Source organism: Martinezella sp. CNPSo 3959, assembly GCF_057784355.1.
The window spans coordinates 188,384-207,410 of the sequence record NZ_JBXSOV010000005.1 but is presented as its reverse complement, the minus strand read 5'-3'; the positions used below and the strand labels follow the sequence as shown (position 1 = coordinate 207,410).

Genomic DNA, 19,027 nt, shown 5'->3' with positions numbered 1-19,027 from the left:
CAAAAGCCGAACATTGATCCGCAAGGCGATCGCTGGCCATAGGACCGAGATAGGTCTTTTAGTCATGCGCCGCTGCTACGGTCTGCGGAGCCGGACTTGGAGTCCGGCTTTGCAGGAGTTCGCCGCGCTCCTCCAGAACGGGATAGGCGGCAGCGGCGACCAGATGGGAATTGATCTGTTTGAGATCGCGCAGCAAATCAAGGTGAAGAGAACTGGTCTCGACGGTCTCGATCCCGCCTTGCCGCAGGCGTTGGAAGTGAGCCTCCGTACCTTCACGCTCCGCCTTGCGAAAGATAACCTTCTCCTCCGCCAGCATGCGAGCGGTGCTCTCGTTCTGGGTCATGAGCAAGGCCGCCGTCGTGCGCAGGTTCGTCTGCAATCGATCGAACAGCCGCGCCAATTCAAGCTGGCCCTCCTTCGAGAAGTTCAGACCCCGGCGCAGACGTTTGGCCAGATGCGGCAAGAGGTTCTGATCGAGAACGTCGCCGGCGTGTTCCATATTCATCGAGAACAGCAGGATCTCGTTCAGGCGTCGTCTGTCGGCCTCGCCGAGTTCATCGGGATCGATCGAGGTGAGATAGGTCTTTACGGCAGCATTCAGACTGTCGAGGATATTGTCCAGCGACCGCAATCGCGTCAGCGCCTTTCGATCTGTATCCGATAGGGCAGCCTTGGCGCCGGCGAGCATTTCGGAGAGGACATCGACCAATCTCAATGCCTCTCGTGCTGCCGCACCAAGCGCGACGACGGGTGTCTCCTTGGCAGCTGGATCGAGATACCGGGGACGCGTCGGATCGGTCTCGTCAATCTTCCGCGGCAGCAATTTGGTCAGGAGATCGGCATAGGGTCGCAATAGCGGCATGAACACCATGGCCAAAACGACATTGAAGGCAGTATGAAAATTGGCGACGGCGCGGGCGCTATCGCTATCCACCAGCGCCGACAAGCGCGTGACCGGTTCGAGAAAGCCGATCAGCGCGATCACGCCGACAATGCGTGTCATCATATTGCCGATGGGCAGGCGTTTCACCGATAGATCGGTCCCCGATTGCCCTTCGATGAGTGGATTGATCGCGGTTCCGAGATTGGCGCCGAGAACGAGCGCAAAAGCCTGGTCGACATTGACAAGGCCCTTGCTCGCGAGAGACATGATGAGCAGCACGACGGCCACGCTGGAATGGGCGGCCCATGTCAGAATAGCGGCAAGGAGCATGCTCAGCACCGGCGTCGCGGCAATCGCATCGAGGACATAAGCCAGCGCCGTCGACCCCTCATACTGCGTCATCAGGTCGAGAAGCTGATGCAGCGCCAGAAGCATGAAGCCAAGCCCGATCATGACCCGGCCAAGATCGTGCACACGTGAGTTCCCGGTTCGGCGGAACATCAGCACGCCGATCAGGATCAGCGCCGGCGAAGCCGCTGCGACATTGAAAGACAACACCTGGACGATCAGGGTCGTGCCGACATTGGCTCCCAGCATGACGGCAAGCGCCGGCACGAGATCCACCAGGCCGCCGGCCGCGAAGCCGGAAGCCATCAGGCCGGTTGCCGTGCTGCTCTGCAGGATGGCAGTGACGCCGATCCCGGCAAAAAACGCCTTGGTGCGATTGCTAAGCGCACGGCCCAGAAAAGACCGTAGATCGGGGCCGAAGGCGCGCTGAATGCCGGTCTGAACCATGCGCGTGCCCCAGAGCAGAAGGGCGATGTGGCCGGCCAGAGCAACGAGGCCGAGGATAAGCGCCATAATGGTCCTCCATAAGCCTGCCACCTCTCCCGAGACAAACGCAGGGAATCAAGATCGCAGATGGTAAACTTTCATTAGCCGACTATGTTCTTTGTCTTTGCACCTTTTGCAAGGGCGGATTGTCATAAAACTGTTATTTGTAATATTTTTACATTTAAAATCAGCGAGATACACTGACATAGATACGATTGCCTCACTATGACGAATAAGCGCCCCACCGGAAAAGGTCGGTCCAAAAACGACGGTTTCTATCCACGACAACACAACCTCGCCTTTTCCCTTTAATCCAGGGTATATCTGAGCAATGTAACATACAGCCATCTCAGCCTGCGCCGGATCCCGTCCGCCGGCTGCGGCGATAGCTTGGCGAGGAATTCGAGATGGCGCATTTTGTCTGCATCACATGCGGTACGCAGTTCGGCGAGAGCAACGCACTGCCGCGAGCCTGCCCGATCTGCGAGGATGAGCGTCAATTCGTACCTCAATCGGGCCAGGAATGGACTGATGTGCCGAGCCTCGACCAGACACATAGCGTGATCTGGAACAAGGAAGCGGAAAGTATTCATAGCCTGCAGATTTCGCCCTATTTCGGCATCGGCCAGCGTGCATTTTTGATCGAAGGGCCGGACGGCAACATTCTTTGGGATTGCCTCAGCCTCATCGACGAGGCCAGCAAGACGCGGATTGCCGCCATGGGCGGCCTGAGCGCAATCGCGATCTCCCATCCGCATTTCTATACGTCGATGGTCGAGTGGAGTGCCGCTTGCGGCGGCGCGCCGATCCATATCCATGCCGACGATAGCGAATGGGTACAAAGGCCGGATGCCGCCTTGCACCCATGGAGAGGCGCGACGCTTTCGATCGGTTCGGCGACCATGATCCGATGCGGCGGCCATTTCGACGGCAGTTGCGTGCTCCATTGCCCCTGGCTCGAAGACGGGCGCGGCGCCCTCTTCGTCGGCGACACGATGCAGGTGACCATGGACCGTAAATTCGTGAGCTTCATGCGCAGCTACCCGAACCTCGTTCCGCTCGACGCCAAGGCGGTAACGAGGATATTGGAAGCGGTTCGGCCCTATCGTTTCGAGACGATCTACGGCGCATTTCCCGGCCGAACAGTCGAGAGCGACGGCAACCAGGTGGTGGAGCGTTCGGCGGAAAGGTACCTGAAGGCGATCGCAAGCTGAGAATCTTAAGCCGGAAATGCCGCAGACCTAATTTTCCAGCGCCGCTTGTCTGTCCTTGACCAGTCGCGCCGGCAGATTGACGGTGACAGACAATCCGCCAAGGCTAGAGCGGGCGAGCGCCAGCTTGCCGTCATAGGCCTCGACCAGATCCTTGGCGATCGCCAGGCCGAAACCGGTTCCGGCAATGCTTTCGTCCAGCCGCCTGCCACGGCGAATGAAGGCCATCTCGGCATCCTCCGGCAGGCCCGGACCGTCGTCCTCGATGCACAGTTCCACGCCCTCAGGCTCGGGCAACTGCGACAGACGGACCTTCACCTTGCCGGCCGTCCACTTTCTGGCATTGTCGATCAGATTGCCGGTAATGTCCGCAAAATCCGCCTCGTCGATCGCCAGCCACATCTCGGGCGGCGCCACAAGCTCGAAATCGATCTTGCGCTCGCTCGACAGGCGCCGCATGACCGAGATGATCTTCTGGAGATCGGCGCTGGCGTCCATGACGCCGACGGTATGGGCGGCCGCCAGGCTGGCACGGGTTTGCGCAAGTGTTCGCTTGATCTGCGCCTCCATCCGGCTGACCTCCGTCTGGATGGCTGCGGCCCGCTCCGACATGCCCTCTTCCGACAGAAGGCGCGCTGTCGCCTCCAGTGCCGCGAGCGGCGTCTTCAGGCCATGCGCCAGATCGCCGGCGCGCGCACGCGCCTGTGTCAACTGCGTTTCACGCGATGCAAGCAGCCCGTTGAGATCGTCCACGAGAGGCTGGACTTCCCGCGGAAACTGACCGGTGATCTTGCGTGCTGATCGCTCCTGGACCGCCATCAGGGCCGCGCGCAGATCATTGAGCGGCCGCAGCCCGTATCGCAGAAAAGCGATGACGGCCACGATGAGGGCGGCTGAAAGCACGCCAAGAGATGGCGCCATGGCGTAGAAGAAACGCCAGCGTGCCGGCGCAAGCTCGCTGTTGTCGAGTGCCATGACAATATCGACGATCTGGTCGCCCGTGGCCGAAGGGATCGAAATCGACCGCTCAACGGCAAGAAGACGGCTGCCGTTCGGCCCTTTCATATCCGTCGCTCGTCCGGCATCGCGAGGGCGGGCACGCAGCCAGGGCAAGTTCTGCTCCCAGAGCGATTGAGAGCGCAGCTCGACGGTGCCGTTGCGGCCGACCTGCCAATAGAAGCCACCATTCGGAATGCCGAAGCGGGGATCCGTCGGCGTGTCGTCAAGGAAGAGTTGATTGGAGGAATTTATATCGACCGCCGCCAGCAGAACGCGCAACTCCTCATCTATCTCGGAGAGGGCAAGCGCCCTGACCGCCAGCCCGGAAATGGCGTTGATGCCGACCCCGGCAAGAAAGGTTGCAACGATGATCGCCACCACGGAACCCAGCAGCAACCGCCCTCGCAGCGAGAACGGTGTCATGACGGCGGCGCCTCGCGCGGAATGATATAGCCCTGGCCGCGCCGGGTCTCGATCACGGTGCCGTCGAACTTGCGCCTGAGACGCGCGACGACCACTTCGAGCGCGTTCGACAGCAGCTCCGTCTCTTCATCATAGATGCTGTCGGCGATCTGCGTTCGGGAAAGCACGGTGCCGGCATTGTGCATCAGATAGGCAAGAAGCCTGTATTCAAGCGCCGTCACCTGGACCGGCTGCCCGCGAAACGAAACTGTGCGCTGGCGTGTGTCGAGCTCCAGCACGCCATTGGAAAGGATCGGAGAAGATTGTCCGGCGGCGCGGCGCATCAGAGCGCGCACGCGCGCCAGAAGTTCCTCCATACGGAAGGGCTTGGTCAGATAATCGTCGGCACCCGCATCCATGCCGTCGACCTTGTCGCGCCACCCGTCTCGCGCCGTCAATATGATGACAGGCATGCCGCGGCGTTCTGCGCGCCAGCGTCGCAGCACCGTCAATCCATCAAGCTTCGGAAGTCCGAGATCGAGGATGACAAGATCAAAATGCTCGATATCGCCGCGATACCAGGCTTCCTCGCCGTTGCTCACAGTCGAGACGACATAATGCTGATCCTCCAGGCAGCGGCGCATGTCCGCCACAATACTGGGCTCATCCTCAGCAATCAGAATGCGCATTCTCAGCGTCTCTCGATCACGGCAAGTGTTGCGCCGTCGAGCACTATATCACCACGTTTGCCATCCGGCTTCAACACGCGCACGGCATAGGCCTGGCGCCCAGCCCGGCGAACGCGCTTGATTCGCAGCACCTTTCCCGGCATTTCGCGCGCAACGACCGCATAGATGTCGCGTAGCGGCCGCAAGCTGCCGGCATCTTCGACCAGAACATTGCTATGTATACGAGCCAATGCTTCCATGCCTGGCAAGCTTAGCAGAACCGCTACCAAGAGAACGGACAGCCAGCGGGGCCAGCCGGCTCTTCGCCCGAATATGCGCAACGATATCAATCCTTCTTTCGAGATGGCACACAGGGCTCGCCCTGCAGCGAACCAAGCATAGCTTTCCCAACATTACAATTCACTGACAACGCCCGTAAGAGAGCTGCAAATTGAAGGGTGTATAAGCATGGGCAGATGGCACGCTGATTGTGCCGAGTTTCGTTCCGCAGAAGTTACCATGACTATCCAGATTTCGTCGATTACCCCAAATGCCAGCCTCTCGGTCTCCTCAGGCGGCATTCGGCCTGAGTTCGTCCGCAATGAAACCCTGGTGGACATCTTCAAGGCCACGGTTGCCCGCAGCCCCGACAAGACGGCACTGACCCTGATCGGAACAGACCAGGCGATGACCTATGCCGAACTGGACCGGCTTTCCGATGAGGCAGCGCGTGCACTCAGCCGTCGCGGCATCGGTCCCGGCGATTTCGTCGGCCTTTGGTTCCAGCGCTCCCTCGAGCTACATGTCGCACTTCTGGCGATTCTCAAGGCCGGAGCTGCCTATATTCCCTTCGATGCCGCTGCCCCTGCCGACCGCGTGGCCGTCAGCCTCGCCGATTGCGGCGCGAAATGGCTGTTGACGCATGACGAGAAGGCGGCCCTCGCTCCCGAATTCGTCGGCCAGACCCTTATCCTCAAGGCACTGCTCGCAGAAGACGATGATGGCGTCGCGCCCCGCGCCGCCACGCGTGATGATCCCGCCTACGCCATCTACACTTCCGGCTCCACAGGCAAGCCGAAGGGCATCGTCATCACGCATCAGAACATCTGCCATTATCTGCGGGCCGGCAACGACGTCCTCGGCATGGTCGAATCGGACGTCGTTCTTCAGCAGGCTTCGGTCGCCTTCGACCTTTCGCTCGAAGAAATATTCGTTCCCTATCTGGTCGGCGCGACCCTGAAGGTTGCGACATCTGCTGTCATGGCCGAGCTCGACAGGCTGGCCGACGTGCTGGAAGCCGAAAAGATCACGGTCATCGACACCGTGCCGACCCTGCTCACCATGCTCGAGCGCGATGTCGAAAGCCTGCGCGTCATCATCGTCGGCGGCGAAGCCTGCCCTCCGGCGATCGTCAGCCGCTTTTCCAAAGCCGGCCGGCGCCTGATCAATACCTATGGCCCGACCGAGACGACTGTGGTTGCGACCTACGCCGAACTCGATCCGTCTCGGCCGATCACGATCGGCTGCCCGATCGCCAACACGACCGCCTACGTCGTCGACGAAAACCTGCAGCTCGTTGCCCGCGGTGACACCGGCGAATTGCTGATCGGCGGACCGGGTGTTGCCGCCGGCTATAGAAACCTGCCGCAGCTGACCGCCGCAAAATTCGTCGCCAATCCCTTCGCCGGCCATGACGACCCGGTGCTTTACCGCAGTGGCGACGCCGTGCTGATGGACGAGGAAGGGCAGCTCCATTTCCTCGGGCGCATCGACGACCAGGTCAAGATTCGCGGCTATCGCATCGAACTCGGCGAGATCGAAACCGTCGTGGGCGAACTTCCCGAGGTGAAGGCCGCGTCCGTCGTCGTGCATCGCCCGCCGGATGGCGAGGACATGCTGGTCGCCCACATCGTTACCACGGGCAGCAGCTTCGATCGCGACAAGGCCCGCGCTGTGCTTGCGGCCAAACTGCCGCCCTACATGGTTCCCGCCGCCTGGCATAGCCATGTCTCTCTGCCGCGTCTTCCGTCCGGCAAGATCGACCGCAAGACGCTTGCCGCTATTCCGCTGGTGGCCGACCAGCCGACCCAGGCACAAGAGCCGCCGCGCACATGGACGGAAGCACAGCTGCTGAAGGCCGCGACCGAGGCGCTTCGACTGCGCTCTATTGGCTTCGAAGCGGATTTCTTCACTGAACTCGGCGGCCATTCCATGCTGGCGGCCCGCTTTGTTTCCGAAGTGCGCAAGATCCCGTTGCTCGCCAGCATCGCCCTGCGCGACGTCTATGCCGGCCGTACGCTGCGCGGCATTGCCGCGATCCTGGAGCAGCGCGCCGAGAGCACCTCGGGACAGGAACGTAAGAATTTCGAACCGGTGCCGTTGCGCCGGCGTTTTCTCTGCGGTCTCGCTCAAGCCGTGGTATTGCCCTTCATCGTCGCTATCGCAACGCTGCAATGGATCGGCCTGCTGCTTGCCTCGATCCTGCTGATCGATGACGGTGCATCGCTCTGGAATGAAATCCTCATTCTCGGCGGCGTCTACCTCGCGCTCAATCTCGGCGAGAAGCTTGTTGTCGTCGCCCTGAAATGGCTTGTCATCGGTCGCACGCGGCCCGGCGTCTATCCGCTCTGGGGTACCTATTATTTCCGCCTCTGGCTGATGCAGCGCATCGTCCAGCTGACCGCTCCGAAATTCCTCAAAGGCTCGCCGCTTATCCGCGTCTATATGCGCGCACTCGGCGCCAAGGTCGGCAAGGACGCGATGATCGACGAGTTCGAGGAAGGCGCGATCGACCTCGTGCGCATCGGCGCAAGATCCAGCCTCGGCGTCAAGATCAAGCTTGCCAATGTCGAAGTCATCGGCAATGAAATCCATGTCGGCACGATCGATATCGGCGAAGGCGTGCAGGTCGGCAATGGCTCGGTCATCGGCCATAACGTGAAGATCGGTGACGGCGCCGTCATCGGCGATCTGACGGCGATTGCCGCTGGCACGCATGTCGAGGCTCATACGCGCTGGGATGGCTCGCCCGCCCGCCAGACCGGGCATGCCGAGCACGAAGAGATGCCCGCCCATCCGGAGCTTGGAACCGTCGGACGCGTTTTCCAGTTCGCAGCCTATTTCGTTGCCTACAATCTCAGCCTCGTCGTCGGCCTGCTGCCGATCTTCCCGGCCTTCTATCTGTTCTCGGCCGTGCAGCAGATTTACGCGCCCGGCTCCGACGAAGCCTTGTCCTGGGGAATGATCGCCGCGCTCTCCTGGCCAGCCGCCTTCCTGCTGATCGTCGTGTCCATGGCTGTCGTCGTGGCGCTCAGATGGGTGCTGTTGCCTCGCGTCGTGCCGGGCCGCTACTCCATCTTCGGCAATCTTTATTTCCGCAAATGGGTCGTCGGTCTGACCACCGAGGCGATGCTAGAAACTCTGAATTCGCTCTACGCCACCGTCTTCATGCGCAATTGGTATCGCCTGATGGGGGCCAAGATCGGCAAGGGCACGGAGATCTCGGCAAACTTCGCCGGCCGCTACGATCTGATCGAAATGGGCCGCGACAACTTCATTGGTGACGAGACCATCTTCGGCGACGAGGAAATCCAGAACGGCTGGATGATACTCAAGCGCCTGAAGACCGGCGATCGCTGCTTCTTCGGCAACTCCTCCGTCATCTCGCAGGGTGCGGTGATCGAGAGTGATTCACTCATCGGCATCAAGACGCGCCTGCCCGACTCCCTGCACGTCAAATCGGGTGAGACCTGGTGCGGCAGCCCCGCCTTCCAGTTCCCGACGCGCGAGAGGCTGCAGGCGGCTGCGAACACCACCTATGCACCGCCGCTCCGCATGCGCCTTGTGCGTATTCTATTCGAGGCCATGCATACGTCGCTGCCGACCGCCATCCTGATCGTTATGGCACTCGCCATGTCCGACATGCTGGCCAGCGAAATCGACAATGGTGCCTGGGGCAGCCTTTTCTGGACGCTGATGGCCGCGGGGCTTGCGACCTCCGGCATCCTCTATCTCGTCGCCGTCGCATTCAAATGGACGCTGATTGGCACCTACAAGCCGATGAACCGGCCGATGTGGTCGTGGTGGGCGATGCGTACCGAGGCCGTCGCGGTGTTTTATGGCGGTCTCGCCAGCAAGATGCTGCTCGACTATCTGCGCGGCACGCCTTTCCTGCCCTGGCTGCTCCGTCCCTTCGGCGCCAAGATCGGCCAGGGGGCATGGATCAACAGCACCGATATCTGCGAATTCGATTGTACCCATATCGGCGACCATGCGGTTCTCAATATGGGATCCTGCCCGCAGACCCATCTCTATGAAGACCGCATCATGAAGGTCGGCCGTATCACGATCGGCGAAGGCGTCACCATCGGCTCCGGCAGCACCGTGCTTTACGAGGCCAATGTCGGTGATTTCGCCGAAATCGGATTGCTGACCCTCGTCATGAAGGGTGAGGCCATCCCGCAGGGAACATCATGGGTCGGCGCTCCCGCCCAGGCAGTTCAAGCCGAGCAGCAGCCGGAGCCGGTTACTCAGAAAGAGACCCTGCCCTCCGCCGCTGCGTGAGCGCGGGATGACGACCCCTCGATTCGAGGTCGTCCTGGCGGTCGCTGATGCGATCGCCGTCCTTGTCCGCCCGATGCCGGGCGGGCGAGAAGAGCGTGATCAGATCTCGCAAATAGCCTTGAGAGAAGCCACACAACGGGACGATCTTTCCATCTATCGCCGGCCCAGCGAGCGGCCGGCGCTAAGGCCTCCGTATCACGAGCTGGGCGTTTCGCTTTCGCATCGCACCGACGTGCTGCTGGCGGGCTTTTCGCCTAACAGCGCTGTCGGAGTGGATATAGAGGTCGAAGATATCAATGGTTTCGAACCGGTGACCTTTGCCGCCGACCACTTCTCGCCACAGGAAGCGGCCGCCGTGGCCACCCTCGATAGCGCAGCGGCGCTGGAGATCTGTTACCGACTCTGGGTCGCCAAGGAGGCTGCCTTGAAGATCAGCGGCCGCGGTATTTTCGACGGGCTGGACGAACCTGATCTGGCGGCGCAGCTGAACCTCCTCCGCACCGATGGCGCAACAATCCATGTTGGCGCCGGGTCGCGGCTGCCGCCGATTGCGCTCGCAGTGACTCGACTTTCCAACGCTGCGGATCAATCCGTCTATTGTGCCCTTGCCAGGGATATGCGCTAGCGACGATCCCTCGGTTGCGAGCATTTCGGCCGGAGAGGCGCCGATGGAAACCGCGGCGCCTTCCCGACAGCGTGGATATTTCAGGGACGCGGCGGTGCGTCTGCGTCTTCGCGCGAGGCAAACCAGTTTGCCAAGGTCGCGCCGGAAATATTGTGCCAGACGGAGAAGATCGCGCTGGGAACCGCGGCGATCGGCGAGAAATAGGCCGTCGCCAGCGCGGCACCCAGGCCTGAATTCTGCATGCCCACTTCGATAGCCAGCGCCTTGCGCTTGTAGAAATTGAGCCCGAACACTTTCGATGCATAGTAGCCGAAGAGATAGCCAAGACCGTTGTGCAGGATAACGACGGCGAAAATCAGCAGGCCGGACTGCACGATGGCCGCCTTCGACGCACCGACGACAGCCGCAACGATCAATACGATGCCGATGACGCTGACAAGAGGCAGAACCGGTATTGCGGCACGAACCAGACCGGGCACGGCTTTCTGCGCAACAAAACCAAGCAGAAGCGGCACGATGATGACCTGCACGATGCTGATGAACATCGACCAGGCATTGACGGGCAGATACTGGCTTGCAAACATCCACACGAGGAACGGCGTGACGATCGGCGCAGCCAGCGTCGTCACACTCGTGCATGCGACCGACAACGCTACGTCGCCGCGCGCAAGATAGGTCATGACATTGCTCGAGGTGCCGCCCGGGCAGCAGCCGACCAGAATGACGCCGGCGGCGACTTCCGGCGGCATCGGAATGATCCGCGTCAAAAGCAGTGCCAGCGCCGGCATGATGCCGAAATGCGCGATGACGCCGATCGCGACCTCATGAGGGCGACGCGCCAGCTCGCGAAAGTCGTCAACGGATATGGTCAGTCCCATGCCGAACATGATGATGCCGAGAAGCACGACGATCCAAGGGGCAAGCTGCTTGAAGACGTCGGGCAGGAAAAAACCGAGGACGGCAAACAGGATGACCCATATGGAAAAGGTCTTGCCGACGAAGGCGGAAAAGGATGCCAGGAATTTCATGGAATCTCCGGGGGGAAGGAGCATAATGATATTCGGCCGGTCTAAACCCGGCGCATCGGGTGTCAAGGCTTCGAACCGCTCGATCCGTCCACTTCCATCATCGATACGATATGAATCCGTCGACGAGCGCAGCAGGTTTGTCCTGCAAGGAGCCAATACATGACTGTTACCGAGCCCGAGCCGATGTCCCGCACGAAGGCCTTATCCTACGCGATCGGACTGCCGCTGGCGCTGCTCGTACTTATCTTTCTGCCAGCCGGTCGTCTCGACTGGCGGCCTGGATGGGTCTTCATCGCGTTCCTGGTGGTGAGCTATGGAATAGCGTTTCTGGTAATGCGGCGCGTGAACCCGGTCATCTTCCAAGCGCGCAGCCGCTTCCAGGCCGGCACCAAAGGCTGGGATCTCATCCTGGTCTCGCTGATCTTGCTTGGGATGACCGCCGAAATGCCGCTTGGAGCCCTGGATGCCGGCAGGATGGGATGGTCGGTGATGCCAACCTCCATCGTGATCCTCGGTTATCTGCTGCTCGTGGCAGGCATCGCGCTCGGCACATGGGCTCAGGCGGTCAATCGCTTCTTTGAGCCCGGCGTGCGTCTCCAGCGCGAACGCGGCCAGCACGTCATCAGCGACGGTCCCTACGCCTACGTGCGTCATCCGGGCTATGTCAGCGCGATCTTGGTATTTGCGGGGCTGGCACTGGCACTGGGTTCCTGGTGGGCCTTGATCCCTGCCGCCTGGGCAAGCGCCGTGCTGATCCTGCGCACGAGCTGGGAAGATGCGCTGCTTCATAGCGAGCTGGAAGGCTATGCCGACTATTCCAAGCGCGTTCGATTCCGGTTGCTGCCGGGTATCTGGTGACGCTCTGTTTCACCGGTGCTGGGTGTTGCCGTGCCAAAGGGAGCGGAGGCCACCGACCTCTCCTTTCAGCGGATCCCTTGCAGGCACGCCAAGTTTTTCGATCATCGCCTGCTGTTCGGCCGTAGGCATTTCCCGGCAAAGATCGGCCACCTGACCTGGTGGATAGCCGCCGATCACAAGCAGATCCTTGCTCGCCTCCAGCCGGCAATGACCGGTTCCGGCTGGCAGCAGCAAGGCGTCGCCGGCCTCGACTGCGATTTCCTTGCCTGCGGGTCCGCCGATCATCAGCCGGGCCTGACCTGCGGCGACGCCCAATATTTCATGGGCCGTCGAATGAAAATGGTGAAAGGAATAGACGCCGTTTCGCCAGAGGCCGCCCCACCCATTGGTTCGAAAGAGCCGTTCGAAAGCCTCTGCCCTGTCGGGATCGTCAAGCACCTGCCGATAGACGATTACCGGAAATCGCCTGTTGTTGGGAACCCAGCCGGACTGCTCGAATTGGATTGCCTGCTCCATCCGTTCTCTCCCTGTCGATTGCCATCATAACCGCCGGATCTCGCTGCGGTTCCCGCAGAAACTGGGGAACGATTGCCTGCGGCTGAAGTTTGGAAACGGGCATCCGATCAACGATACAGCGAAAGGATAGATCATGCCTTCCATCAATTCCGCACATATCCTCATTCTGGCGACGGACGGTTACGAACGTTCAGAGCTCCGCGTTCCCCTCGACGAACTCAGGAAGCGTGGCGCTGACGTCAAGGTTGCCTCCATCAAGAAGGACAGCATCAAGAGCTGGGACAAGACCGATTGGGGCGACAGCGTCGACGTCGATCTCCTGGCCAAGGATGTCGACGTGAACCAGTTCGATGCGCTGGTGCTGCCGGGCGGCCAGATCAATCCCGACAAGCTGCGTCTCGAAGGAGACGCCATGCGTGTCGTCCGCGAATTCCTGAATTCCGGCAAGGTGGTCGCCGCCATATGCCACGCACCCTGGCTGCTCGTCGAGGCCGACGCATTGCGAGGACGCCAGGCAACCTCCTATTGGTCCATCAAGACGGATGTCAAAAATGCCGGCGCGACCTGGAAGGACGAAAAGGTCGTGACCGATGAGGGCATCATCACGTCCAGGTCGCCCGACGATCTCCCGGCCTTCGTCGACAAGATCGTCGAGGAAGTTCAGGAGGGCCGGCACCGGCGGCGTGCAGCCTGACCGCTCGATTCCAACGAAACTTGCGAAGCCCCGGCAACAACTGTCGGGGCTTTCGCATCTTTTCCCTGCAGCAGAACGGGAGCGGAGCCAATCCGCATATTGACTGGCCGGGCATGCTTTGATCTGTTGGCCGAACATGACAATGCCTGATGGCCGCCGGAGGTAGACGGATATCGGGGAGGAAAGCAGGGCATGACGATGGAGGCTGTGAGGGCGATCAGCCTGAAACAGGTGGCGATTTCCTTTGAAATGGCCGGCAAGGCACGGTTCGATGCCGTAGCGGCGACCAATCTGGAGGTAGGAGCGCATGAGTTCGTGGCCATCGTCGGCCCGACGGGCTGCGGTAAATCCACCCTTCTCAATGCGACGGCGGGCCTTTTGACGCCGGCGTCCGGCACGGTCGAAGTCTTCGGCCAGCCGCTGAAATCCATCAATAAACAGGCGGGCTATCTCTTCCAGCAGGATTCGCTGATGCCGTGGAAAACGGTTCTCGAGAATGTTGCGATCGGACTAGAGATTGCGGGAACGGATACGGCCGAGGCAAGACGGATTGCGAGCGATTGGCTGGGGCGCGTTGGCCTTGCCACATTTGCCGATCGTTTCCCGCGCATGCTCTCAGGCGGCCAGCGCAAGCGGGTCGGTCTCGCCCAGGTGCTCATCCGCAATCCCAAACTGCTCCTGATGGACGAACCCTTCGGGCCGCTCGATGCGCAGACCCGCCTGATCATGGGCGACCTCCTGCTCAAGCTTTGGTCCGAGGACCGCAAAGCGGTGATGTTCGTCACTCACGATCTCGATGAAGCGATTGCCCTTGCCGACCGTGTCGTCATCATGTCGGCCGGTCCGAAATCCTGCATCATCGGCGATTTCAAGATCCCTTTGGAGCGGCCGCGCGATATCGGCGAGATACGCCACGACCCCGTATTCAACCGGCTGCATCGTGATATCTGGCAGGCGCTGCGCGATGAGGTGATGACCGCCTATCGCCAGAGCAGCGGAGAGATCGCATGAACCGTTCTCTCCTTCTTCTGCTGCAAATCCTCGTGGCCGTGGTCCTCCTGACTATCTGGCATCTCGCAACGAATACCGGCATTTTCGGCAATCCGAAAACCATATCCTTCTTCTTTGCCGATCCGCTCAAGGTGGCGCAGCGCGTCATTCAATGGTTTGCGTCGGGATCGATCTGGTATCATCTGTGGATCACACTATCGGAATCGATCCTTGCCTTTCTGCTCGGCGCCTTTGGCGGCATTGTCTTCGGCTTCTGGTTTGCGCGCCGGCCGCTGATTGCTGCCGTCTTCGATCCTTACGTAAAGGCGGCGAATGCACTGCCCCGCGTCGTGCTGGCTCCGATCTTCGCGCTCTGGTTCGGCCTCGGTATCTGGTCGAAGGTGGCGCTCGGCATCACCCTCGTTTTCTTCATCGTCTTCTTCAACGTCTATCAGGGTGTCAAGGAAGTCAGCCAGCCGGTGCTGTCCAACGCCCGCATGCTCGGTATGAACGAGCGACAGCTGCTGCGCCATGTCTATCTTCCATCCGCGCTTTCCTGGGTATTTTCCAGCCTGCATACCTCGGTGGGTTTTGCCGTCGTCGGCGCCGTCGTCGGCGAATATCTGGGCTCGGCCGCCGGCCTCGGCTATCTCATCCAGCAGGCCGAGGGCGTCTTTGACGTGACCGGCGTCTTTGCGGGCATGGTGGTTCTGACTGCCTTCGTCCTGCTCGTGGACTGGCTGATGACGATGGTCGAAAGGCGCCTGCTCGCCTGGCGCGGCCAATAGCGCATTGAGAATAGCGAAGTGGAGGAACAAGGACATGGAACGCAGGACATTTCTGATCGGGACGGCTAGCTTCGGTATCGGCGCATCGCTTGCCGGCATCCTGCCCGCCCTGGCACAGGATGCGAAACCGGAAAAGCCGGATCTGTTGATCGGCGTCGGCGGCAAGCCGCTGCTCTATTACCTGCCGCTGACGATCGCCGAGCGAAAAGGCTTCTTCAAGGAAGAAGGCCTCAACGTCACCATCAATGATTTCGCTGGCGGTTCGAAGTCGCTCGAAGGCCTGATCGGCGGCTCGCTCGATGTCGTCGCCGGTGCCTATGAACATACGATCCGCATGCAGAACAAGGGGCAGGATATCGTCGCGATCTGCAATCTCGGGCGCTTCCCCGGCATCGTCATTGCCGTGCGCAAGGATCTCGCCGGCGAGATCAAGTCGATGGCGGACATGAAGGGCCGCAAGATCGGCGTGACCGCGCCAGGCTCCTCGACGGCGCTGATGTTCCAATATGCCATGTTGAAGAACGGGCTGAAGACCGACGATGCGTCGCTGATCGGCGTCGGCGGCGGGGCCGGCGCGGTTGCCGCGGTCAAGAGCGATCAGATCGACGGCCTTTCCCATCTCGATCCCGTCATCGCGCAGCTGCAATATGACGGCGACATCAACGTTCTCCTGGATACCCGCACGGAAGCCGGCACCCGTGCCCTTTTCGGCGGGCCGAACCCGGCCGCAACGGTCTACATCAAGCGCGAGTTTGCCAAGGAAAATCCGATCACCACGCAAAAGACTGTCAATGCCTTCATGAAGGCCCTGAAATGGATCGCAACGGCAAGCCCGGATGACGTCGCCAGCGTCGTGCCGGAGGAATATCTGCTCGGCAACCGCGATCTCTATATGCAGGCCTTCAAGAACTCCAAGGAGATGTATTCTCCCGACGGCATGGTCACGATAGAAGGCTATAATTCCATGATGGGCGTCCTGAAGACTCTCGATCCCGAGCTCGCCAATGCCGACGTGCCCTTTGAGAAGACATTCGATCCGACTTTTGCCAAGGCCGCAAAGACCTGATCGCAGCAATGGACGACAAGCGATAGCCCGACTACCGCCGTCGTCCACCGCGTCACGCCCTACACAAATCATTCTTTCTCGATCCGCAATCCTTCGAGAAAGGTGCGGAAAGCGCCGACGGCCCGTTTCGAGGTCGTCTCTGGATCGTCCGAATTGGCGATCCATTGCGCGGCGCAGCTGCTTGCCGCATTGATGAGGCGAGCGCCGGCTTCCGGGTCAATATTGACGATGATACCGTCTTCGCGAAGACAGCGAAGGCTTTCTGTAATCGTGGCGATACAGCCGTTGGCACTCGGCCATCCGGAGGGTTCGCCGAGCACGGCCGGACCGTCACGAAACATGATGCGCTGAATTTCCGGCTCCAGCGCCATCTCGACGTAACCGACATTCTCGTCAACGAACGCCTGCCAGCGCGACGGTGCTTGAGATGAGATCTGACAGAGCCTTGCGGTCATTTCGGCATCGATCTCGTTGACCACGGCCTGCAGCAACCCCTTTTTATCGCCGAAATGGTGATAGAGGGCCCCTCGCGTCAGCCCCGCCGCCGCTGTAAAATCATCCATCGATGCCTCGGCATAGCCGACGCTACCGAATGCCTTACGGGCAGCGCTCAGCAGCTTGGCTCGCGTTTCGGCAATCATTTCACTGCGAGGTTTGCGCATTGCGTCTCCGTCGGCTCTTCACATTTATTGGCATACGCCGCGTATATTAGTTGACATACGCAGCGTATGCAATTATTCATTGACATACGCCGCGTATGCGTACGCAATCTCGTCAATCGAGGAATGTTCCGATGTCCAATCCATATAGAGAGATTTTCCGAGCGCCCGGAGCCAAGGGCTTTTCAGCCGCCGCCTTCTTTGCTCGTCTTCCGCTTGCCATGGCGCCGATCGGCATCGTTGCCATGCTGTCGCAGACACGGGGCGAATATTGGCTGGCCGGCGCGGTTTCGGCCACCTTCGCTTTGACAAATGCTTTCGTCTCGCCGCAGATATCGCGCTTCGTCGACCGGCTCGGTCAAAGTGCCGTTGTCGTGCCGACCACCATCATTTCGGTCGTCGCCTTCATCCTTCTGGTCGTCGCGGCAAATCAGGGCTGGCCCGCCTGGACACTGTTCGCATCGGGCTTTCTTGCGGCCGTCATGCCGAGCATCCCTGCCCTGGTACGTGCGCGCTGGACGGAAATCTTTCGGGACCGGCCTGAGTTGAATACGGCCTTTGCATTCGAATCGGCAGCTGATGAGCTCGTCTACATCACCGGCGCATCCCTTTCCGTCGGGCTTGCCGTCTCACTGTTCCCGGAAGCCGGAATGATCGCCAGCACCATCTTCCTCGCGCTCGGATCAGCAGCCTTCCTGATGCAGCGATCGACGGAGCCCAAGGTTCGTGCAATCGATGCCGAAGCGCCGCAGCACTCGGCGATCTGGCAGCGGCCGGTCCAGATCATCACGCTCGCGCTGATCTTCGTCGGAGCCACCTTCGCAACGGCGGAAGTCAGTGCCGTGGCCATCACCAAGCAGCTCGGCGAACCGAGTGCCGCAAGCATCGTCATCGGTGTCTATGCGCTCGGCTCCTTCATCGTCGGCCTCATCATTGGAGCGCTGAACCTCAAAATGCCGCTGCAACGTCAGCTGCTGGTGGCCGCCACCGTCCTTGCCATTACCTCCCTGCCGCTTCTTGTAGCCAGCACCTCGGTCGCACTGCTCGCCTTTGCCGTTTTCCTCAGCGGCGTCGCCATTTCACCGACCTTCATCACTGCCTTCGGACTTATCGAACGCCGCGTACCGGAGGCCATGCTGACGGAAGGAGTGACCTGGGTCATGACCGGCATCGGTATCGGCATGGCACTCGGCGCCTTCGTCTCCGGCTGGGTGGTGGATAGTTTCGGCCCCGCGAACGGCTTCTGGGTTTCAGTCGCGGCAACCGTCGCAGCCGTCATCGTCATAGCGCTCGGCCAGGCAAGCCTTTCCGGCGCACGAGCCCCTAGCACGGCCGCCGTTACACAGCTGGCCGAATGAGGAAACAGGAGAGCCGCCTGCAGCGGCATATTGCTCCGTGACGAATGTGCCCCGGGACAACATTGCCTATTCCCGCAGCCTATGCGCGCCGAAAGACCCGTTGCCGGGTGCTGACCCAGTCGAGAAAAGTCAGCACCCCTCCCAGAACCAGAAAGGCTGCTGCCAGCAGCCCCATGTTCAGCAGGACGGCTTCAAGACCGATATCGCGAACGTCCAGGAACGGGTATGGGTAGAAATGAGAGATATATCCATGCGCAAGCGTATAAGCGGAATAGGCTGCGGGAAAAGCCAGCCACCAGAGCACATCGCGCCAGGAAAGCCTGCCGCGTTCACTCAGAAAAATCCAATCCAGGGCATACAGCACCGGAACACAATAATGGAGTATCTGGTCTCCGAGCAGTTGCCAGCCGCGAGGGTGCCAAACGTCCCTTAGCATCAAAACATAAACGATGCCCGCAATCCCGACGTAAATGAGAACGGCGCTTCGGATCGACGGCTTGCTCGCCCATTGGCCAATCGACGAGCGCGACGCGATTTGCGCGCAAAGCAGTGTCGCGGCGAGGAGAAGATTGGACTGTATTGTAAAATAGCTGAAGAAATTCAACGTCATGGTCAGCCGCGAAACATGCACGCCCGGTATGATAGCGAAATATGAGATCGCGATACCCGACAAAGCAAGCAGGGCAAGCAGACAGCGATAGATGCGAATCAAGCCGGCCACGATGCCTCACCTGCTGATTTAACGCCGGAGCGAAGGCCGAAGGAATTCAACATCAACCCGTTCGATTTCATCGAAATTCTATAGCTCATTGAGGACAAGGCGCGCCTTGAAACTTCCGCCAATCCGCCGACCTCCGCGGTAAGATCGACGGTATTGGAGACATA

Annotated in this window: 17 protein-coding genes; 9 read left to right on the top strand and 8 right to left on the bottom strand. The window is 60.4% G+C overall.

Annotated elements, in window-relative coordinates:
• Positions 1–58: 58 nt before the first annotated feature.
• Positions 59–1,744, bottom strand: coding sequence for a Na/Pi cotransporter family protein (locus AC13RE_RS14725; RefSeq protein WP_488563464.1), 1,686 nt, complete (start codon positions 1,742–1,744; stop codon positions 59–61).
• A gap of 380 nt (positions 1,745–2,124) precedes the next feature.
• Here AC13RE_RS14725 and AC13RE_RS14720 point away from each other — a divergent pair, with 380 nt between their 5' ends.
• Complete coding sequence (locus AC13RE_RS14720) at positions 2,125–2,931, top strand: MBL fold metallo-hydrolase (RefSeq protein WP_488563463.1); 807 nt, start codon at positions 2,125–2,127, stop codon at positions 2,929–2,931.
• A 27-nt stretch (positions 2,932–2,958) separates the two neighbouring features.
• Here AC13RE_RS14720 and AC13RE_RS14715 read toward each other — a convergent pair whose 3' ends face one another.
• The 3 genes from AC13RE_RS14715 to AC13RE_RS14705 are packed head-to-tail and all read right to left on the bottom strand — an operon-like array spanning position 2,959 to position 5,257.
• Complete coding sequence (locus AC13RE_RS14715; RefSeq protein WP_488563462.1) at positions 2,959–4,350, bottom strand: ATP-binding protein; 1,392 nt, start codon at positions 4,348–4,350, stop codon at positions 2,959–2,961.
• The gene (locus tag AC13RE_RS14710; RefSeq protein WP_015342375.1) at positions 4,347–5,018 is read right to left on the bottom strand and encodes a response regulator transcription factor; all 672 of its coding nucleotides are present in this window, start codon (positions 5,016–5,018) and stop codon (positions 4,347–4,349) included. The genes AC13RE_RS14715 and AC13RE_RS14710 overlap by 4 nt, the downstream gene beginning before the upstream one ends.
• Before the next feature lie 2 nt (positions 5,019–5,020).
• Positions 5,021–5,257 (bottom strand): PepSY domain-containing protein, encoded by a 237-nt coding sequence (locus AC13RE_RS14705; RefSeq protein ID WP_015342374.1) that lies wholly within the window; start codon positions 5,255–5,257, stop codon positions 5,021–5,023.
• Positions 5,258–5,516: 259 nt separating this feature from the next.
• On the opposite strand from AC13RE_RS14705, the gene AC13RE_RS14700 reads away from it, so the two are divergent.
• Positions 5,517–9,560, top strand: coding sequence for a Pls/PosA family non-ribosomal peptide synthetase (locus tag AC13RE_RS14700; RefSeq protein ID WP_488563461.1), 4,044 nt, complete (start codon positions 5,517–5,519; stop codon positions 9,558–9,560).
• A gap of 7 nt (positions 9,561–9,567) precedes the next feature.
• Positions 9,568–10,185: a 4'-phosphopantetheinyl transferase superfamily protein gene (locus AC13RE_RS14695; RefSeq protein ID WP_132721377.1), complete on the top strand. Its 618-nt coding sequence runs from the start codon at positions 9,568–9,570 to the stop codon at positions 10,183–10,185.
• An 80-nt stretch (positions 10,186–10,265) separates the two neighbouring features.
• Here the strand turns inward: AC13RE_RS14695 and AC13RE_RS14690 are convergent, their stop codons facing one another.
• Complete coding sequence (locus AC13RE_RS14690; RefSeq protein ID WP_488563460.1) at positions 10,266–11,213, bottom strand: bile acid:sodium symporter family protein; 948 nt, start codon at positions 11,211–11,213, stop codon at positions 10,266–10,268.
• Between the two features lie 159 nt (positions 11,214–11,372).
• On the opposite strand from AC13RE_RS14690, the gene AC13RE_RS14685 reads away from it, so the two are divergent.
• A complete protein-coding gene (locus AC13RE_RS14685; protein WP_488563459.1) occupies positions 11,373–12,071 on the top strand; it encodes a methyltransferase family protein in 699 nt (232 codons plus the stop codon).
• Positions 12,072–12,080: 9 nt separating this feature from the next.
• Here AC13RE_RS14685 and AC13RE_RS14680 read toward each other — a convergent pair whose 3' ends face one another.
• Positions 12,081–12,587: a cupin domain-containing protein gene (locus AC13RE_RS14680; RefSeq protein ID WP_488563458.1), complete on the bottom strand. Its 507-nt coding sequence runs from the start codon at positions 12,585–12,587 to the stop codon at positions 12,081–12,083.
• Positions 12,588–12,720: 133 nt separating this feature from the next.
• Here AC13RE_RS14680 and AC13RE_RS14675 point away from each other — a divergent pair, with 133 nt between their 5' ends.
• The 4 genes from AC13RE_RS14675 (at position 12,721) to AC13RE_RS14660 (ending at position 16,125) form a co-directional block, all read left to right on the top strand.
• Positions 12,721–13,281 (top strand): DJ-1/PfpI/YhbO family deglycase/protease, encoded by a 561-nt coding sequence (locus AC13RE_RS14675; RefSeq protein ID WP_488563457.1) that lies wholly within the window; start codon positions 12,721–12,723, stop codon positions 13,279–13,281.
• A 192-nt stretch (positions 13,282–13,473) separates the two neighbouring features.
• On the top strand, positions 13,474–14,292 hold the full coding sequence (locus AC13RE_RS14670) for an ABC transporter ATP-binding protein (protein ID WP_132721385.1): 819 nt from the start codon (positions 13,474–13,476) through the stop codon (positions 14,290–14,292).
• Entirely contained in the window at positions 14,289–15,059 is a 771-nt protein-coding gene (locus AC13RE_RS14665; RefSeq protein WP_488563456.1) for an ABC transporter permease, read from the top strand. Before AC13RE_RS14670 ends, AC13RE_RS14665 begins: the two co-directional genes overlap by 4 nt.
• Before the next feature lie 34 nt (positions 15,060–15,093).
• Positions 15,094–16,125, top strand: coding sequence for an ABC transporter substrate-binding protein (locus AC13RE_RS14660; protein ID WP_488563455.1), 1,032 nt, complete (start codon positions 15,094–15,096; stop codon positions 16,123–16,125).
• Positions 16,126–16,193: 68 nt separating this feature from the next.
• Here the strand turns inward: AC13RE_RS14660 and AC13RE_RS14655 are convergent, their stop codons facing one another.
• Entirely contained in the window at positions 16,194–16,787 is a 594-nt protein-coding gene (locus tag AC13RE_RS14655) for a TetR/AcrR family transcriptional regulator (RefSeq protein WP_488563454.1), read from the bottom strand.
• Between the two features lie 131 nt (positions 16,788–16,918).
• Between AC13RE_RS14655 and AC13RE_RS14650 the strand changes: the two genes are divergently transcribed.
• A complete protein-coding gene (locus AC13RE_RS14650; protein ID WP_488563453.1) occupies positions 16,919–18,142 on the top strand; it encodes an MFS transporter in 1,224 nt (407 codons plus the stop codon).
• Between the two features lie 79 nt (positions 18,143–18,221).
• On the opposite strand, the gene AC13RE_RS14645 is transcribed toward AC13RE_RS14650, so the two are convergent.
• Entirely contained in the window at positions 18,222–18,863 is a 642-nt protein-coding gene (locus AC13RE_RS14645) for a Pr6Pr family membrane protein (protein ID WP_488563452.1), read from the bottom strand.
• Between the last annotated feature and the right edge of the window lie 164 nt (positions 18,864–19,027).

What these genes read in the sequence shown, in the direction of transcription:
- AC13RE_RS14705 (WP_015342374.1), bottom strand. Translation starts at nt 5,257, where the DNA reads ATGGAAGCATTGGCTCGTATACATAGCAATGTTCTGGTCGAAGATGCC.
- AC13RE_RS14655 (WP_488563454.1), bottom strand. Translation starts at nt 16,787, where the DNA reads ATGCGCAAACCTCGCAGTGAAATGATTGCCGAAACGCGAGCCAAGCTG.
- AC13RE_RS14685 (WP_488563459.1), top strand. Translation starts at nt 11,373, where the DNA reads ATGACTGTTACCGAGCCCGAGCCGATGTCCCGCACGAAGGCCTTATCC.
- AC13RE_RS14715 (WP_488563462.1), bottom strand. Translation starts at nt 4,350, where the DNA reads ATGACACCGTTCTCGCTGCGAGGGCGGTTGCTGCTGGGTTCCGTGGTG.
- AC13RE_RS14680 (WP_488563458.1), bottom strand. Translation starts at nt 12,587, where the DNA reads ATGGAGCAGGCAATCCAATTCGAGCAGTCCGGCTGGGTTCCCAACAAC.
- AC13RE_RS14660 (WP_488563455.1), top strand. Translation starts at nt 15,094, where the DNA reads ATGGAACGCAGGACATTTCTGATCGGGACGGCTAGCTTCGGTATCGGC.
- AC13RE_RS14650 (WP_488563453.1), top strand. Translation starts at nt 16,919, where the DNA reads ATGTCCAATCCATATAGAGAGATTTTCCGAGCGCCCGGAGCCAAGGGC.
- AC13RE_RS14720 (WP_488563463.1), top strand. Translation starts at nt 2,125, where the DNA reads ATGGCGCATTTTGTCTGCATCACATGCGGTACGCAGTTCGGCGAGAGC.
- AC13RE_RS14690 (WP_488563460.1), bottom strand. Translation starts at nt 11,213, where the DNA reads ATGAAATTCCTGGCATCCTTTTCCGCCTTCGTCGGCAAGACCTTTTCC.
- AC13RE_RS14710 (WP_015342375.1), bottom strand. Translation starts at nt 5,018, where the DNA reads ATGCGCATTCTGATTGCTGAGGATGAGCCCAGTATTGTGGCGGACATG.
- AC13RE_RS14700 (WP_488563461.1), top strand. Translation starts at nt 5,517, where the DNA reads ATGACTATCCAGATTTCGTCGATTACCCCAAATGCCAGCCTCTCGGTC.
- AC13RE_RS14725 (WP_488563464.1), bottom strand. Translation starts at nt 1,744, where the DNA reads ATGGCGCTTATCCTCGGCCTCGTTGCTCTGGCCGGCCACATCGCCCTT.
- AC13RE_RS14665 (WP_488563456.1), top strand. Translation starts at nt 14,289, where the DNA reads ATGAACCGTTCTCTCCTTCTTCTGCTGCAAATCCTCGTGGCCGTGGTC.
- AC13RE_RS14695 (WP_132721377.1), top strand. Translation starts at nt 9,568, where the DNA reads ATGACGACCCCTCGATTCGAGGTCGTCCTGGCGGTCGCTGATGCGATC.
- AC13RE_RS14670 (WP_132721385.1), top strand. Translation starts at nt 13,474, where the DNA reads ATGACGATGGAGGCTGTGAGGGCGATCAGCCTGAAACAGGTGGCGATT.
- AC13RE_RS14675 (WP_488563457.1), top strand. Translation starts at nt 12,721, where the DNA reads ATGCCTTCCATCAATTCCGCACATATCCTCATTCTGGCGACGGACGGT.